The organism is Streptomyces sp. NPDC002602 (assembly GCF_042889445.1).
In the GTDB taxonomy this organism is placed as follows: domain Bacteria; phylum Actinomycetota; class Actinomycetes; order Streptomycetales; family Streptomycetaceae; genus Streptomyces.
Genome location: NZ_JBIAQX010000005.1, coordinates 187097 through 202322, shown reverse-complemented (window position 1 = coordinate 202322; position 15226 = coordinate 187097). Strand labels below are relative to the sequence as shown.

Sequence of the window (15226 nt, the reverse complement as noted above, 5' to 3'; positions counted from 1 at the left end):
AGGGCGGGCCTGCGACGACCGGCCTGCCGTCACTTGGGGGCCGACTCTAGCGGGTCCCCCGTGCAGCGCGGCGGCGCCGCTCTCGCGGTTGGCTTCCGCGAGAACAGCGCCGGCACGACCGTATGTGGTTGTCCGACGCGCACCGTCGCCCCGAGTCGGACGGTGTCGCGCCGGTGTGGGCCTGGCTCAGCTTTCGGCCAGGATGTGGGAGAGCTCCTTGTCGAGGTCGAAGTGCCGGTGCTCGGTCCCGGGTGGGACCGCGGCGTCCGTCCGCTTGAGGAACGACTCGAGTGCTCGGGCGGGTGCTTCGAGCAGCGCTTCTCCCTCCGGTGAGCTCAGGGCGATGCAGACGACGCCCTGACCGTGGCTGCGGGACGGCCAGACGCGGACGTCGCCGGTACCGGTGGGCCGGTGGAGGCCCTCGGCGAGGAGATCACGGGCGAATACCCATTCGACCGTCTCCTCGGCGCCGGTGTGGAAGGTGGCGTGCACGGCGTAGGGGTCGGCCGTGTCATACCGCAGGCCCGCGGGAACAGGCAGTGAGGACTCGCTCGACACAACGAGGCGCAGGTGCAGCTCGCAGCTGACCGTGGTGTTCATAAGCGCCAGGGCCTTTCGCTCAGTGTGCGCTCGGGGATTCGCACGTCGGCGAAATCGACATGCCACCTACGGTGCCGTTGTAAACCCCTCTGACCGTTTTGCGGACCTCTGGGTCCCTCGAACGGCGGATCCAAACCACCGTTCACGCGTGTATCCCGCTCGGGTAGATTCGGTGGCATGAATACGGGGAGTGACCGCGAGACCCATGAGTCCGCGACCAGTGAGACGGAATCGGAAGAGCAGCCGCACGTGTCGAGGGCGCCGGCCTTCATCAAGGCCCGGCGCAGTCTGCACCTGAGCTGGCAGGTCGGCGTCTTCATCGTCGGCCTGGCCGTCATCGCCGCCGGCGTGGCGATGCTCGTCCTGCCGGGCCCGGGCTGGTTCGCGATCTTCGCCGGCCTGCTCATCTGGGGCACCGAGTTCGCCTGGGCGCAGGTCGTGCTGCGCTGGACCAAGCGCAAGGTGGACGAGGCGGCCCAGAAGGCCCTCGACCCGAAGGTGCGCCGCCGCAACATCATCCTGACCAGCGTCGGCCTCGTGATCGCCGGCGTGCTGGTCGGCTTCTACCTGTGGAAGTACGGCCTGATGCTGCCGTGGAACATCAAGGACCAGTGATCCGTCCCTGATGGCGGGGAGCACCGCTGACATGCGGTAATGTTTGCGGTGCGTCCGGGCGATTAGCTCAGTGGGAGAGCACTTCGTTCACACCGAAGGGGTCACTGGTTCGAACCCAGTATCGCCCACCCGGACCAGAGGCCCGGAGACTTCACCGTCTCCGGGCCTTCTGCGTTTCCCGGCGGCGTCACCCCAGCCGGCCGAACGCGGCCCGCAGCCGGCGGGCGTCGCGCAACCGCCGTTCGTACGTCGCCCCCACCGCCAGCAGCAACAGGCCCACCAGCGCCGCCGGCAGCCACCTGGGCAGCGCGCCGACGACCTGGACCACGTACGGGGCGAGCTCGTGCAGGGCCACCGCCGCGAGCGTCGCCCCGCCCAGCAGGAGCGGTGCCTGGAGCCGCCGGTGCGCTCCGAGCAGCGTGAGGGCCGGCGATGCCAGACCCAGCAGCAGCGGTCGCTGCCAGTGCGGGTCGCCCCAGGTCGCGATCAGGGCGGGCAGCAGGGTCGCCGCCAGTCCGGGCGCGTACGCCGTCCAGGACGATGCGGCCGGATCCCGGCGGCGCCGTACGAAGCCCACCACCAGCGCCGGGATCGTCACGGGCAGCGTGTACGCCTCCGGCCAGACCACCCCGGACACGCTCAGCCGGACCCACGTCGCCGCCACGAACAGCGCCCAGGCCGCCCAGCCCAGCCGGCGCCGGTCCGCACGGACCGCCGCGGTCGCGCAGACCACCCCGGCCAGGGCCAGCGCCACGGCCAGCGCGGGCCGGTCGGGGGCCGCCAACGCCAGGGCGAGCATCCCCGGCGCGATCGACGCCGCCTCGGCGGGAAGCCGTACCGCCCCCCACCGGGGGCCGAACGCCACCACCGCGGCCGGGACCGCCAGCACCGGCGGCGCCCACCACACCACCGCGAGGTCCGACAGGGCGCACAGCGTCACCACCAGCGCCGTGGCCCAACCGACGGCGAGCACGGCGGCCCCGGACCGCGCCCACCCCGGCCCGGGCCGGTACGCCGCTCCCGCCGCACCGGCGGCCGTCAGGGCCCCCAGCACCAGGACCGTGGCCAGTCGGCCGTCCAGCGCCCCCACAGCCACGTTCCCGGCCCCCAGGAGCGCGCACCCGGCAGCCGCGATGCCGAGGCCGGAACCGGGACCGGAACCGTCGGGCCGGGGTCGCAGCGCGAGCGCCCCCGCGGCCACCGTCACCGACAGTTGCGCCGCGAGCACGGCCGCCACCGGGAACCCGAGCAGCACCGGGGCCGCGAACAGCCCGGCCCAGCCCAGGACCACCGCGAGCACCCCGGGCTCGGGTCGGGCCGGGAGCAGCCGGGCCGCCCCGGCGGCCGCGCCCGCCGTCACCAGCAGCGTCACCGCCACCGCCGCGCCCGTACCGGGCCGGTCCACCTCCGGGGTCGTCGCCGCCCACACCTCGCCGAGCCCCCGCAGCCGGGCCGCGAGCACCGGGACCACCGACGCCAGGGCCCACAGCGCCGCCACCGCGGCCACGCCCAGCCCCGCGCGGGCCAGGCCCCGCCGCACCGCCGCCGGGACCGAGGCCGTCCCCACCACCGCCGGCAGGGTCAGCGCCAGGGCCACCGCCAGGTGCGTCGGCGCCGCCCAGCCCGTGTCCCCGCGCGGGGAGAGCGGGCCGGCCACCGCCACGACCGCGGCCAGACCGCCCGCGAGGGCGGCGGCGGAAGCCCGGGGCACCCGCCAGGCCACCGCCACGCCGAGCGCGGCACCCGCCGCGAGCAACAGCGCCGGAGCCGCCGCGCCCGGGCCGGCCGCCGACTCCACCCACCCGACCCCCAGCGCGGCCACGCCCAGCGCGGCCCCCGCCGGCCACGCGGCCCGCGCCCGGGGCACCGTCATCGCCGCCACCACGTCGAGCGCGGCCGTCGCCAGCAGCGCCCAACCGAGCCCCACCGGGTTCGCCGCGCAGGCGAGCGCCGCCAGCGGCAGCGGGAGCTGCGCCGCCGCCACGGCGACGGGCAGCGGCAGCCACAACCCGGGCAACGCGAACCCGTACCCGGCCCAGAGCGCCGCCAGGACACCGGCCGCCCCCGACGCGTACGCGGCGGCGTCGACCGTCGACAGCCCGACGGCGTGCACCGCGTACGCGTCCAGCACCGTCAGCAACAGCCCCAGCGCGGCGACCGACTCGGCCGTGGACCGCAGCCCGCGACGCAGCAGCGGCAGCGGCGCGACGAGCGCCCCCGCCGTCACCACGGCCAGCGCGGCGGCCCGCCCGGCGATGCCGAGGGAACCCCAGCTGACCAGGGTGAAGGTGAGCGCGGCCACCGAGAGCAGCACGGCGCCCAACGTCAGCAGTACGTTCTGCGCGCCCCGTCCCGAGGCGTCCTTGACGGGGAGCGAGGGCGGCGAGGGAGCGGGCGCCGACGGCCACGGGATCGGGGGCAGGCGCAGCAACCAGTCGCGGCGGGCCGCCAGATGGGCCCGACGGGCGTCGAGTCGGGCGAGTTCACCGGCGATGAGCGCCAGTTCCTCGGCGGGCGACAGGGGCGTGTTCATGCTCGGAGTGTGGTGCCCGTCACTCCGTCGGGGCATGGGCGTGCGTACTCAGATCCGCCTGAGTACACCCGGTGCGCGGAACGGGATCGGGCGCCGCGAGCCGCCGGCCCGAGGCCCGACCGGAAGCGGTTTGAACAGACCCCGAGGCTCTTGTATTGTTCAGTCCGTTCCCGGGCGATTAGCTCAGCGGGAGAGCACTTCGTTCACACCGAAGGGGTCACTGGTTCGATCCCAGTATCGCCCACCGGGACAGGCCGGTCCGTCACTGACGGACCGGCCTTCCGCATTCCCGGCCCTCAGGCCGCCGCCCCCAGTTCCGGTCGCAGCGGCCAGTGCGGATCCACCGACTCGGGAGTGCCCTGGCGGGCGAACCAGGCCTGGAGCCCCCGCGCCTGCGCCGCGTGCCACACCGCCTGCAGCGTGTGCAGCTCGGCCGGTGTCAGCCGCTCCAGCCGACCCGAGAACCGGCGCCCGACCGCCCGGACGACCTCCAGCGAGGCCAGTGCGTCCGCCGACGCGTCGTGGGCGCCCTCCAGCTCTATGCCGTAGTGCTCGCACAGGTCCGTCAGCGTCCGGCGACCCTTGCGGTAGCGGTCCAGGTGCTTGTCCAGCACCCGCGGATCCAGCACCGTCAGCGGCCGGTTGTCCAGATAGCGCCCCAGCGACGACGCCCGGTGCCGGCGCAACTCCCGGTCCAGCAGCGTCAGATCGAAGGGCGCGTTCATCACCACCACCGGCCGGCCCGCCACCTGCTGCTCGGCCAGCGCGCGGGCTATCTCCTCCACCACCGGCGCCGGCCAACGGCCGTGGCGCTGCAGGTGCTCATCGGTCAGACCGTGCACTTCCGTGGCGCCCGGGGGTACCGGGACGCCGGGATTGACCAGCCAGCGCGTGGAGCGGACACGACCGCCCGCACACTCCTGCACGACGAGCGCGGCGGACACGATCCGATCCTGCTCGACGTCCACTCCGGTGGTCTCCGTGTCGAATGCGGCCAGCGGGCCCTCGTACCAGCGTGTCATGGCGAACTCCTCGTCCCCGGTCGGCAGGTGGGGCGCACCCGGTTCACGCCGCCCTTGCCCGAATCGGTGATACCCGGGCTGTTTGCCCCGTACGCCGTTTGCGACGCGTCCGCTGCGGAGACAACTTCTGCGGGGGAACGCACGCATGACCGGTCGTCACCCCGACATCCTCACTCCGCGGAGCCCGGAAGGCATGGGGGAGCCGCCATGGCGCTCACACAGCCCGAACCGTTCGGGGTGCCGCCGGCGCGGATCGGCCCGCGGTCGGACGCGGGAACCGGACCGTTGCGCGGCACACTCGCCACCACCGCCTGCATGGAGACCCTCCAGGTGGGATACCTGCACGCCGTCGCGGCCGCGGCCGGCTGCTCGCTGTCCCAGCCCTTTCCGGACAACGGCATCGACTGGCACGTCAGCCACGGCGCCCCCGAGCACGTCGTCGACGACGAGGTCACCATCAAGGTGCAGTTGAAGGCGACCTACCAGACACCGCCCCGGCCGGCCGGGGCCACCTTCGGCTTCACCCTCGACAACGAGCACCTCGTGAAACTGGCGCGCACTCCCGTCGCCGTCCACAAGATCCTCGTGGTGATGCTCGTACCGAGGGAGCGCGAACAGTGGCTGGCCGCCGGACACGACCGGCTCGACCTGCGGCACTGCTGCTACTGGACCAACCTCGCCGGACAGCCCGTGACCGGCCGGCGCCGGACCACCGTACGGATCCCGACCGCGCGGATCTTCGACGACCGGGCGCTGTGCGAGATCATGACCCGGGTCGGGTCGGGAGGGACACCTTGATGGAACGGTACTCACCGCGCCCGGAGCCGCTGACGCCCCCGGATCCCACCGGGTACGCGGACGCCGCCACGCCCGACCCCGCGAAGGTCGATCCCGCCGTGCTGGGCGCGCTGCTGCACCGGCACGGCTGGCTGCGGCGCGGCGGGGCCGCCGGTCGGTACGGAAGGTGGGCGCCGCCCGGGCACCCCGGCACCAGCCTGCTCGTCCCCGAGAGCCGGACCTTCCCCGACTGCGCGGACCTGCTGGACGAGGCGTTGGCCGCGCTGGCGCACAGCGGGCTGCCCTCGGCGCGGGAGGTGCTGTTCGGGTTGAGCGTGCCGAGCGACGAGATCCGCTGGGAACGGGAGTTCCCCGAGGGGACGTACCCGGCGCGGGGCGCCGAGGCCTGGCCCGTGCAGGAGCAACTCCGCTCGGCGGCCCGGCAACTGCTGCTCGCCGGCGCCCTGGCGGCGCACGCCCGCGCCGGGTACTACGGGGCGCGTCACCGGGCGCAGGCCGAACGGGCCCTGGACGGGGTGTTGGTGGGGCCCTCGCCGGGCGGCCGGCGACTCGCCGCGTACGTCCCGGTGGACGGCGGGCGGGGCATCACCGCCCGGCTGCACCACGCGCTGCACGCCGCCCGCGAGGCCGTGGACTACCGGCGGGCCACCGGCGGCATGGAGGCCTTCGACGCGGCGGTGGAGGCCGGCGTCAGCCGCGAACTCGCCGACGCCCTGATCGCCCTCGTACGGGGCTCGGAGGGGGCCCGGATCGCGTTGGCATGGGCTCCGGCGGCGGGCGTCCCGGCCGGGTGCGCGGCCCGGCCCGAGGCGGTGGAGTTCTCCCCGGGCGACCTGCCGGTGCTGCGCGAGGCGGCCGACCGGTACACCCGGGACGAGCCGGCGATCCCCGTCCGGCTGGCCGGGGCCGTGGTCCGGATGCGGCGCTCGGCGGCGGGCGGCGGCGGGACGGTGCGGCTGCGGGTGCTGTCCGGGGCCGAGGTGCCGTACGTACGGGCCGCCCTGGACGAGGAGTCGTACCGGGTCGCCGGCCACGCCCACCTGGTGGGACTGCCGATCCGGGTCAGCGGGCGGCTCCAGCGGCGGGGCGGGTTCCGGAGGCTGACGGACGCGGTGGACGTGCGGCCGGTCCCGCTCGACGAGGTCGAACGGGACCGGCTGATGAAGTCGCTCGACGAGGCCTTCGACCCCTCGGAGGTGCTTCCCTCCGACGACTAGGCCGCCTCCGCCTCCGCCTCCGCCTCCGACCCTCGCGCGGTGTCGGGGATCCAGGAGCCGTGGATCTGGGCGGGGACCCGGCGGGGGAGGTGCACGGTGGCGACCGGCGGGAGGGCGAGGTCGGTCGCGTCCAGGACGAGCAACTGCGAGGCGTCGGCGTTCAGATCGCTGACCACGGTCAGCAGGTAGCCGGCGTCCTCGTCGCCGGCGCCCGCGTCGGCGGCCGGCACGAACACGGCCTCGCCGGGCAACCGGCCGGTACCGAAGGGCAGGACCTGGCGTTCGCCGGTGGTGCGGTCGTACTTGACCAGACTGTGGTTGCCGACGCCGAGGTCGTCCGGGAACGACAGGGCGTACTGGTAGCGGTGTTCCCGGCCCAGGTAGGCGTCGTTGATGGTGGGGAACTCCACGGTCAGGTCGTCCGTCTGCTCCTCGGTGACCCTCCCGGCGGCCAGGTCGACGGTCCAGCGGCGGCCACGGGAGCCCGAGTTGGGCTCGGCGCCGCGGTCGGGGGCGCCGACCCACCAGTTCCAGGAGCGCTGCCAGCCCGTGCGGCCGACGGTCGGGCCCTCCACGACGATCCGGCCGCGCGCGTCCTCGAACGCGTTGGCGAAGTGCATTCCGTAGCCGGGGGCGATCTCGAACCAGCGGATGCGGGCCGCGCCGCCCGCGCCCCGGGGCATCACTCCGATCCGGGAGACCTGGTCCTCGCTCCAGCCGTACGGGATGCCGGAGTGCTCGGTGGGGTCGAAGGTCACCGACCCCTCCAGGAAGACCACGTGGTGCGCGGTCAGCGCGAAGTCGTGCTTCAGCGCCGCGCTCGCCCCCGGCACCTCCCGGCTGTCGAGGACCTTCCCGTCGGCCGAGGCCACGTGGTGGATCAGGAACGGCGGGAACGGTGAGGAGGCGAAGAAGTGGAGCTCCCCGGTGACGGGGTCCTCCTTGGGGTGGGCGGTCATCGCCGAGGTCAGCTTGCCGCCGAAGTCGTAGGCGCCCACGGTCTCCAGGTCGGCGGTGAGCTCGAAGGGCAGGGCGGCCTCGCTGAGGGCCAGCAGCCGGCCGGCATGCTCGATCACATGGGTGCCGGCGGTGCTCGCGGTCAGGTCGGGGCCGTGTTCGGTCATGTAGGGGGCGCCGTCCAGGGCGGGAGTGTGCACCCACCGGTTGCGGTACCACTCGGCGCGGCCGTCCCGCAGCCGGATGCCGTGGACCATGCCGCTGCCCTTGAACCAGTGGGTGGGGGTGATGCCGGGCTTGGGGTTGTGGCTGTTGCGGAGCAGCCGGCCGGTCAGCTCGGGCGGGAGGGTGCCCTCCACCGTCAGGTCGGTCGCGGTGACCTCGTCGACCACGGGGGCGTAGTGGCCGGTCAGGTAGGGCTTCTTGGCTTCGTTCATCGTCTTCACGTCCTGTGTGGTCGGCACGGAGGGCCTCGGCTCTCGATGGGTGGGGCGGGGCGGGGCGCCGGCGGGGTGTTCGGCCGGCCTCGGTGGCTTCAGCGGGCTTCGGCGGTGGTCTTCAGGAGGTGGAGCCATTCCTCCAGCGACTGGCGCAGCGCCGCCTCCATCTCGGTGGGGCGCGCCTCGACGGGGGCGCCGGCCCAGGACTCCTCGGTGCGGACGGTGACACCCGCGGCGTTCTCGTGGAAGGTCCAGACGTGGACTCCGTCGATCCCGTGGGCGGGGCCGCCCCAGGCGATCCGCTCGCCGGGCGTCACGTCGAGGACGGTCGAGGTGATGTCGAGCCCGTGGGTGAGCCAGCGGAAACGGGTGCCCGCGGCGAGGGGACCCACGAACTCGACCCGGTCGATGCCGGTGTGCCAGTCGGACCAGCCGGCGATGTCGGCGTGCAGGTCCCACACCGTGGCGAGGGGGGCCGCGACGGTGGTCTCCAGACGGACGACGGCGGGGGCGTTCTCGTCGATCCTGGTGGGGCGGGTGTTGTTCGTGGTCATGACGGTGCTCCAGGGTTCGGTCGGCAGGTGGTCGCCGGATGGTGTGTGTGGTTGACCACTCACTCTTTGGGTCGGAAGAAGGGCGGGCTCCGGGGCCCGCCCTGTTCCGTCGTTCGTCCTCGGGCGTCGGTGTCGTCAGTAGTGCCGGACGCCGGCCGAGAGGGTTCGTGTCCATGGCGCGTCCACTGCCTGCGTGTCCATCGACACCAGCAGGTGGCAGAGCATGCCGGTCGCGAAGAACCGCTGCACCTCGGGTTCGCTGCCGCCCGAGGCGCCGCGCACGTACTCCACCAGGCGGGCGTAGCCGGCCCGCACGGCGTCCCGGACCGCGGTCTCCGACACGGCCGCCGCTTGGGCGTGGGTGAGGACGAGCAGCAGGTCCTTGTCCGCGATCAGGTGGGCGTAGGCGTCGCCCATGGCGCTGAGCACCGCCTCGGGCGCACTGCCGGCGGCGTTCGCCGCGCCCTCCTCCAGGCTGGCCCGCACCCGGGTGAAGCAGTGGTCGACGACCGCGGTGAAGAGCGCCTCCTTGTTGGGGAAGAGCCGGTAGACGTACGACTGCGAGATGCCGGCGGCCTTGGCCACCTCCGTGGTCGTGGTGCCGAAGTAGCCGCGCGAGGCGAAGGCCCCGATGGCCGTGCGCAGCACCGTGTCCCGGCGTTCCTCCGCGGAGGAGAGCTGTCGACGTCGTTCCGTGTTCATGTGAGTAATAAACCACTCACACTTTGGGATGTCAACGGGTCGGGGGAGCGGGGGGAGTGGAACGGCGGGAGAACGAGGCCATCCGCAGCCCCGGGACGGGCTCGAAGTCCTCGCCGCGCAGGAAGCCGAGGCGTTCGTACAGGGCCACGGCGGGGGCGTTCGCGGCGCCGGTGGTGACGGTGACGCGGCGGTCGGCCGGCAGCCGCGCGCACAGCAGCGAGGCGATGCCCCGACGGAACCAGGCCGGATCCACGCACAGCCGGTCGACGCACACGCCGCCGTCCCGCGTGTCCTCCCACGCGAGGAACCCGGCGACCGCGCCGTCCCGCGCGACCGCGCCGATCCAGTTCAACGGCCGCTCCCGCATCTCGGCGAGGCTCTCCCGCAGGGCGGGGATGCCGTCGAAGCCGATGAGCGCGGCCTCCACGGCGTACGCCGCCCGACCCACGCGGTGGACGGCGGCGGCGGTGGGGTCGTGGTCAAGGTCCAGCGGGCGGACGAGCACGAGCGGCATGGCGGTTCGCTCCAGGGGGTCGGGACGCGGCGAAACGGTACCCCGGCCGGTCGCCGCCGAGGTGGGCGTCCGGCTCCGGCGAACAACCGTTTAGCGATGGCGCCCCCCGGCTCGGTACGATTCAGGCGCGCAGTGTTCGCTCGCGCACCCCCTGAGTCAGGAGAGACCGGTGTCAGACGTCCGTGTGATCATCCAACGCGATTCCGAGCGGGACGAGCGCGTGGTGGCCACGGGCACTACGGCGGCCGAGCTCTTCGCCGGCGAGCGCACCATCGTCGCCGCGCGCGTCGCGGGGGAGCTGAAGGACCTCGCGTACGAGGTGAAGGACGGCGAGACCGTCGAGCCGGTGGAGATCTCCTCCGAGGACGGCCTGAACATCCTGCGCCACTCGACCGCGCACGTCATGGCGCAGGCCGTGCAGGAACTCTTCCCCGAGGCCAAGCTGGGCATCGGCCCGCCGGTCCGCGACGGCTTCTACTACGACTTCGACGTCGCCCGCCCCTTCACCCCCGATGACCTCAAGGCCATCGAGAAGAAGATGCAGGAGATCCAGAAGCGCGGGCAGAAGTTCGCCCGCCGCGTGGTCACCGACGAGGCGGCCCGCGAGGAGCTCGCGGACGAGCCGTACAAGCTGGAACTCATCGGCATCAAGGGTTCGGCCTCGACCGACGACGGTGCGAACGTCGAGGTGGGCGGCGGCGAGCTGACCATCTACGACAACCTCGACGGCAAGACCGGCGAACTGTGCTGGAAGGACCTCTGTCGCGGTCCCCACCTGCCCACCACCCGCAACATCCCCGCCTTCAAGCTCATGCGCAACGCGGCCGCCTACTGGCGCGGCAGCGAGAAGAACCCGATGCTCCAGCGCATCTACGGCACCGCGTGGCCGTCGAAGGACGAGCTGAAGGCCCACCTCGACTTCCTCGCCGAGGCCGAGAAGCGCGACCACCGCCGGCTCGGCACCGAACTCGACCTGTTCTCCGTACAGGACGAGATCGGCTCCGGCCTGGCCGTCTTCCACCCGCGGGGCGGCGTCATTCGTCGCACCATGGAGGACTACTCGCGCAAGCGGCACGAGGAAGAGGGCTACGAGTTCGTCTACACCCCGCACGCCACCAAGGGCGCCCTCTTCGAGAAGAGCGGGCACCTGGACTGGTACGCGGAGGGCATGTACCCCCCCATGCAGCTCGACGGTGGCACCGACTACTACCTCAAGCCCATGAACTGCCCGATGCACAACCTGATCTTCGACGCGCGCGGCCGCTCCTACCGCGAACTGCCCCTGCGCCTCTTCGAGTTCGGCACCGTGTACCGGTACGAGAAGTCCGGTGTGGTGCACGGTCTGACCCGCTCGCGCGGCTTCACCCAGGACGACGCGCACATCTACTGCACCAAGGAGCAGATGGCGGAGGAACTCGACCGCACCCTGACCTTCGTGCTGAACCTGCTCCGCGACTACGGTCTGACCGACTTCTACCTGGAGCTGTCGACCAAGGACCCGGAGAAGTTCGTCGGCTCGGACGAGGTCTGGGAGGAGGCCACCGCCGTCCTCCAGTCGGTCGCCGAGAAGCAGGGCCTGCCCCTGGTCCCGGACCCGGGCGGCGCCGCGTTCTACGGCCCGAAGATCTCCGTCCAGTGCCGTGACGCGATCGGCCGCACCTGGCAGATGTCGACCGTGCAGCTCGACTTCAACCTGCCGGAGCGCTTCAACCTGGAGTACACCGGCCCCGACGGTTCGCGTCAGCGCCCGGTCATGATCCACCGTGCGCTGTTCGGTTCCATCGAGCGCTTCTTCGCCGTGCTGCTGGAGCACTACGCGGGGGCCATGCCGCCGTGGCTGGCCCCCGTCCAGGCCGTCGGCATCCCGATCGGCGACGGGCACGTGGAGTACCTCCAGGAGTTCGCCGCCGAGGCGAAGAAGCAGGGGCTGCGCGTCGAGGTGGACGCCTCCTCGGACCGGATGCAGAAGAAGATCCGCAACCACCAGAAGCTCAAGGTCCCGTTCATGATCATCGTCGGTGACGAGGACATGGCCGCCGGCACCGTCTCCTTCCGCTACCGCGACGGTTCGCAGGAGAACGGCGTGGCCAAGGACGAGGCCCTGGCCAAGCTGGCCAAGGTCGTCGCGGACCGCGTCCAGGTCTGACCGACGCGGTCGGATCAGTGAGGAGCCCCCGGGGACGGTTCGTCCCCCGGGGGCTCCTCCTCGTCGTCCCGGCGGAAGATCTGGATCAGCCAGGACGAGAAGGAACCGGTCACCGCCCCCAGCAGACCCAGACCGAACATCATCAAAGTGGTCGCGATCAGCCGCCCCGACATGGTCACGGGGGCCACGTCTCCGTAACCGACCGTCGTCAGCGTCTGGACCACGCACCACAGCGAGTCCCCGAACGTCTGGATCGGGGAGTGCGGGTCCCGCCGCTCGGAGTCGTACAGGCCCAGCGAGCCGGAGAATCCGAGCAGCAGCGACGAGAGGCCCGCGTACGTGATCACGCGCGGGTACAGGCCGCGGCGCGGGCGTTTCCGTCTCTTGGCCATGACCGCGTCGTGGACCTTGACCATGCGCAGCGCCCGCAGCGTCGGCAGGATGACGATCACCGTGTCCAGCCAGTGGCGGCGGACGAACCGCAGCGGCCGCTGGCGGCTCAGGACCAGCCGCACCACGTAGTCCACGATGAAGCAGAGCCAGGTCAGTGCGACGGTGATCGCGGCGATGTCGCGCCACAGGGAGTGGGCGTGGGCGAGCACGCGGACCGCGTACCCGGCGAGGAACACCAGTGAGAGGTAGAAGAGCGGGATCTCGGTGCGGCGTTCCCAGGCGACGTCGCGGCTCTCGGCTTCTGCGTGCATGGACCCAGCATCGCGGGCCCGCCTCCCGTCTTCGCCCCGGCGACACGCCCTGCGGGGGCAAGGTCATATGCTGCATCCCATGACGATTGAGCCGGAGCAGCAGATCGGTGTGGGCACGCAGGACGCGTTCCAGCGTCTGTGGACGCCCCACCGGATGGCCTACATCCAGGGGGAGAACAAGCCGACCGGTCCGGAGGCCGGTGACGGCTGTCCCTTCTGCGGGATTCCGGACATGTCGGACGAGGACGGGCTCGTGGTCGCCCGGGGCCGGCACGTCTACGCCGTGCTCAATCTGTACCCGTACAACGGTGGCCACCTGATGGTCGTCCCCTACCGGCACGTCGCCGACTACACGGAACTCGACGCCGCCGAGACCGCCGAGCTCGCCGACCTGACCAAGCGGGCCATGACCGCCCTGCGCAAGGCGTCCGGGGCGCACGGATTCAACATCGGCATGAACCAGGGCGCGGCGGCCGGCGCCGGCATCGCCGCGCACCTGCACCAACACATCGTGCCGCGCTGGGGTGGGGACACGAACTTCATGCCGGTCGTCGGCCACACCAAGGTTCTGCCGCAACTGCTCGCGGACACCCGCCAGATGCTCGCGGACGCCTGGCCCACCGACTGAGACGCGAGGGCCGGGGGGGGGGGGGGGGGGGGGGCCCCCCCCCCCCCCCCGGCCCTCGCGTCGTACCGTCCGCGCCTACGCGTCGTAGACGTCCGCCTTGCGCGGCGACGGCTCCTGGATCAAGCCGCTCATGATCGAGGAGCGGTTGGTGAAGCGGTCCGTGTCGACGCCGTTCTCCTCCAGGACCTTGAACGCGGCGGTGTGCACCGACCGCAGGACCGGGGCCACGGTGCGCAGGGCGTCGTCCGCCATGAAGCGGTGGCGCCACATCGAACCGGCCCACACGTGCCGCAACCCGAACGGCTCGGGCAGGATCAGCTTGCCGCCGAAGTACTCCAGGACCGGCGGGTACCAGGTCAGCGAGGCACGCACGGCCAGCCGGACGACCTCCGTCGCGTCCACCAGCGGGAGCTGTCGCTCCACCGTCTCCCAGAAGCGGACGGACTTGGCCACCTCGACCGTCTTGGGCGCGGACTTCGTGGTGAACAGGCCGTGCACGGGACCCAGGGCGTGGGCGGTGACGTCCACCCGCAGGGTCTTGTACAGCACCGTGACCGTCACCAGCATCGTGATGACGAGCTGCCCGTCCCAGAGCGGGTACTGGATGCCCAGATAGTGCCGGTTGCCGGCGCTGAACTGCTGCTCGTTGCAGATCCGGGTGATCTCGTGCGGCTTCACCAGGAAGGTGTCCACGTCCTCGCCGGTGGGCCGGGCCACCTCGGCCGCGCCCTCGCCGATCGGGGTGACGATCCAGTGCTGGATCGACGCGGTCGGGAAGCCCCCCGTGTGCAGCGGGCCGCGCTCCAGCTTGCGGAGCTGGGTGTCGATCGCGCGTATGACGTCCCAACTGCGGAAGGGGTGGATGTCGGCGCCCTCGGTCCTCGGGGTCAGCTCCTCGGCCATCTGCCAACTGCCCCAGCGGGTGCCCATGCCGAGGATCCCCTTGGGGCCGGCGTAGAAGGCGGAGTTGCTGCGGTCCTCGGCGGTGAGCTTCGCCAGTTGGTGGCGCAGGTCCTCACGCGCCTTCTCGTCGGGGTTGCCCGGCACCGCCTCGGGGATCTTGGCGGCGACGCCCCCGCCGCCCAGCAGCCCGTCCCAGCGGGACCGCATGTCGACCGCGGTGGCCTCGCAGATCCGGCGGGCCAGGAACCAGCCCAGAGCCGGAGCGATGATCATCGCCCGCAGGTATATCCCGAGGAACCCGGTGAAGGGCAACCGGAACATCAACACCGCCACCACCACGGCGACGCCCACGAGCAGGGCGGTGACCAGCCAGGACCGCTTGCCCTCGCCCTTGCCCAGGGACTTGCGGAGCTGGAACAGGCCCAGCCACAGCAGCAGCCCGGGCAGGAAGACCACCCCGCAGACCAGCACGATCATGCGCAGCTTGCGGTCGCGCTCCTTGCGGATGCGGGAAGCGGCCAGGCAGTGCTCGACGACGGTCTGCGGGTCGGCGCCGAAGGACTGGATGAGCGGCTTGCGGCCGGCGCCGAGGGTGCGTACCTCGACCGCGCGGCAGAAGGCCTCGCCCAGGTTGGGTTCGAAGAGGGAGATCCTGGGGGCCTTGACCTTCGACTCGTGGAGGTCGTTGTTGGCCTTGAGGATCTCCTCCAGCTTGCCGTCGCGGTACGCGGCGGACGCCAACGCGTTGGTCGCGGCGGTCTGCCCACCGCCTCCCTGGAGCGGAACCTGCGCCCCGGGCCTGAAGTCGAAACCGTCGTCCGCCACCGTTGCCCCCATCACCGTGCGCCTGTGCCCACTGCCGGCTCGCGCCTGCCGTCGTCCTGCCCCGCGCC

The 15226-nt window shown here is 72.4% G+C and carries 14 protein-coding genes and 2 tRNA genes; 7 read left to right on the top strand and 9 right to left on the bottom strand.

What is annotated here, in order from left to right; genetic code table 11:
• Positions 1 to 186: 186 nt before the first annotated feature.
• A complete protein-coding gene (locus ACFYW3_RS17050; protein WP_030011909.1) occupies positions 187 to 600 on the bottom strand; it encodes an SsgA family sporulation/cell division regulator in 414 nt (137 codons plus the stop codon).
• A gap of 177 nt (positions 601 to 777) precedes the next feature.
• Here ACFYW3_RS17050 and ACFYW3_RS17045 point away from each other — a divergent pair, with 177 nt between their 5' ends.
• Together ACFYW3_RS17045 and ACFYW3_RS17040 are read left to right on the top strand one after the other, a co-directional pair.
• On the top strand, positions 778 to 1215 hold the full coding sequence (locus ACFYW3_RS17045; protein ID WP_351760889.1) for a TIGR02611 family protein: 438 nt from the start codon (positions 778 to 780) through the stop codon (positions 1213 to 1215).
• Positions 1216 to 1271: 56 nt separating this feature from the next.
• Positions 1272 to 1343 (top strand) — tRNA-Val (locus ACFYW3_RS17040).
• A 59-nt stretch (positions 1344 to 1402) separates the two neighbouring features.
• Here the strand turns inward: ACFYW3_RS17040 and ACFYW3_RS17035 are convergent.
• Complete coding sequence (locus ACFYW3_RS17035) at positions 1403 to 3748, bottom strand: SCO7613 C-terminal domain-containing membrane protein (RefSeq protein ID WP_389386656.1); 2346 nt, start codon at positions 3746 to 3748, stop codon at positions 1403 to 1405.
• A gap of 172 nt (positions 3749 to 3920) precedes the next feature.
• On the opposite strand from ACFYW3_RS17035, the gene ACFYW3_RS17030 reads away from it, so the two are divergent.
• Positions 3921 to 3992: transfer RNA gene (locus ACFYW3_RS17030), tRNA-Val, on the top strand.
• 52 nt (positions 3993 to 4044) lie between these two features.
• Here the strand turns inward: ACFYW3_RS17030 and ACFYW3_RS17025 are convergent.
• On the bottom strand, positions 4045 to 4770 hold the full coding sequence (locus tag ACFYW3_RS17025) for a 3'-5' exonuclease (RefSeq protein ID WP_351760895.1): 726 nt from the start codon (positions 4768 to 4770) through the stop codon (positions 4045 to 4047).
• Positions 4771 to 4977: 207 nt separating this feature from the next.
• Between ACFYW3_RS17025 and ACFYW3_RS17020 the strand changes: the two genes are divergently transcribed.
• Positions 4978 to 5568, top strand: coding sequence for a DUF4365 domain-containing protein (locus ACFYW3_RS17020; protein WP_351760898.1), 591 nt, complete (start codon positions 4978 to 4980; stop codon positions 5566 to 5568).
• Positions 5568 to 6785, top strand: coding sequence for a hypothetical protein (locus tag ACFYW3_RS17015; RefSeq protein WP_351760901.1), 1218 nt, complete (start codon positions 5568 to 5570; stop codon positions 6783 to 6785). Before ACFYW3_RS17020 ends, ACFYW3_RS17015 begins: the two co-directional genes overlap by 1 nt.
• Here ACFYW3_RS17015 and ACFYW3_RS17010 read toward each other — a convergent pair.
• The 4 genes from ACFYW3_RS17010 to ACFYW3_RS16995 all read right to left on the bottom strand — a co-directional run bounded on the left by ACFYW3_RS17010 (position 6782) and on the right by ACFYW3_RS16995 (position 9952).
• Positions 6782 to 8179: a carotenoid oxygenase family protein gene (locus tag ACFYW3_RS17010; protein ID WP_389386655.1), complete on the bottom strand. Its 1398-nt coding sequence runs from the start codon at positions 8177 to 8179 to the stop codon at positions 6782 to 6784. The two genes, ACFYW3_RS17015 and ACFYW3_RS17010, sit on opposite strands and share 4 nt — an antisense overlap.
• 98 nt (positions 8180 to 8277) lie before the next feature.
• A complete protein-coding gene (locus tag ACFYW3_RS17005; protein WP_389386654.1) occupies positions 8278 to 8736 on the bottom strand; it encodes an SRPBCC family protein in 459 nt (152 codons plus the stop codon).
• Between the two features lie 135 nt (positions 8737 to 8871).
• Positions 8872 to 9438, bottom strand: coding sequence for a TetR/AcrR family transcriptional regulator (locus ACFYW3_RS17000; RefSeq protein ID WP_351760908.1), 567 nt, complete (start codon positions 9436 to 9438; stop codon positions 8872 to 8874).
• A 31-nt stretch (positions 9439 to 9469) separates the two neighbouring features.
• Complete coding sequence (locus ACFYW3_RS16995; RefSeq protein WP_389386653.1) at positions 9470 to 9952, bottom strand: GNAT family N-acetyltransferase; 483 nt, start codon at positions 9950 to 9952, stop codon at positions 9470 to 9472.
• A 169-nt stretch (positions 9953 to 10121) separates the two neighbouring features.
• On the opposite strand from ACFYW3_RS16995, the gene thrS reads away from it, so the two are divergent.
• Positions 10122 to 12098, top strand: coding sequence for a threonine--tRNA ligase (thrS, locus tag ACFYW3_RS16990; RefSeq protein ID WP_351375342.1), 1977 nt, complete (start codon positions 10122 to 10124; stop codon positions 12096 to 12098).
• Between the two features lie 14 nt (positions 12099 to 12112).
• Here the strand turns inward: thrS and ACFYW3_RS16985 are convergent, their stop codons facing one another.
• Positions 12113 to 12802 carry an ion channel gene (locus ACFYW3_RS16985; protein ID WP_351760913.1) on the bottom strand — a complete coding sequence of 230 codons (690 nt, stop codon included), beginning with the start codon at positions 12800 to 12802 and terminating at the stop codon, positions 12113 to 12115.
• Positions 12803 to 12869: 67 nt separating this feature from the next.
• Between ACFYW3_RS16985 and ACFYW3_RS16980 the strand changes: the two genes are divergently transcribed.
• Positions 12870 to 13430 (top strand): HIT domain-containing protein, encoded by a 561-nt coding sequence (locus ACFYW3_RS16980; RefSeq protein WP_053676661.1) that lies wholly within the window; start codon positions 12870 to 12872, stop codon positions 13428 to 13430.
• A gap of 75 nt (positions 13431 to 13505) precedes the next feature.
• Here the strand turns inward: ACFYW3_RS16980 and ACFYW3_RS16975 are convergent, their stop codons facing one another.
• Positions 13506 to 15170: a hypothetical protein gene (locus ACFYW3_RS16975; protein ID WP_351763636.1), complete on the bottom strand. Its 1665-nt coding sequence runs from the start codon at positions 15168 to 15170 to the stop codon at positions 13506 to 13508.
• Between the last annotated feature and the right edge of the window lie 56 nt (positions 15171 to 15226).

Excerpts from the sequence above, each read along its gene's own strand:
- ACFYW3_RS17015 (WP_351760901.1), top strand. The coding sequence starts at position 5,568 with ATGGAACGGTACTCACCGCGCCCGGAGCCGCTGACGCCCCCGGATCCC.
- ACFYW3_RS16985 (WP_351760913.1), bottom strand. The coding sequence starts at position 12,802 with ATGCACGCAGAAGCCGAGAGCCGCGACGTCGCCTGGGAACGCCGCACC.
- ACFYW3_RS16975 (WP_351763636.1), bottom strand. The coding sequence starts at position 15,170 with ATGGGGGCAACGGTGGCGGACGACGGTTTCGACTTCAGGCCCGGGGCG.
- ACFYW3_RS17010 (WP_389386655.1), bottom strand. The coding sequence starts at position 8,179 with ATGAACGAAGCCAAGAAGCCCTACCTGACCGGCCACTACGCCCCCGTG.
- ACFYW3_RS17050 (WP_030011909.1), bottom strand. The coding sequence starts at position 600 with ATGAACACCACGGTCAGCTGCGAGCTGCACCTGCGCCTCGTTGTGTCG.
- ACFYW3_RS17005 (WP_389386654.1), bottom strand. The coding sequence starts at position 8,736 with ATGACCACGAACAACACCCGCCCCACCAGGATCGACGAGAACGCCCCC.
- ACFYW3_RS16995 (WP_389386653.1), bottom strand. The coding sequence starts at position 9,952 with ATGCCGCTCGTGCTCGTCCGCCCGCTGGACCTTGACCACGACCCCACC.
- ACFYW3_RS17035 (WP_389386656.1), bottom strand. The coding sequence starts at position 3,748 with ATGAACACGCCCCTGTCGCCCGCCGAGGAACTGGCGCTCATCGCCGGT.
- ACFYW3_RS16980 (WP_053676661.1), top strand. The coding sequence starts at position 12,870 with ATGCTGCATCCCATGACGATTGAGCCGGAGCAGCAGATCGGTGTGGGC.
- ACFYW3_RS17025 (WP_351760895.1), bottom strand. The coding sequence starts at position 4,770 with ATGACACGCTGGTACGAGGGCCCGCTGGCCGCATTCGACACGGAGACC.
- ACFYW3_RS17045 (WP_351760889.1), top strand. The coding sequence starts at position 778 with ATGAATACGGGGAGTGACCGCGAGACCCATGAGTCCGCGACCAGTGAG.
- ACFYW3_RS17020 (WP_351760898.1), top strand. The coding sequence starts at position 4,978 with ATGGCGCTCACACAGCCCGAACCGTTCGGGGTGCCGCCGGCGCGGATC.
- ACFYW3_RS17000 (WP_351760908.1), bottom strand. The coding sequence starts at position 9,438 with ATGAACACGGAACGACGTCGACAGCTCTCCTCCGCGGAGGAACGCCGG.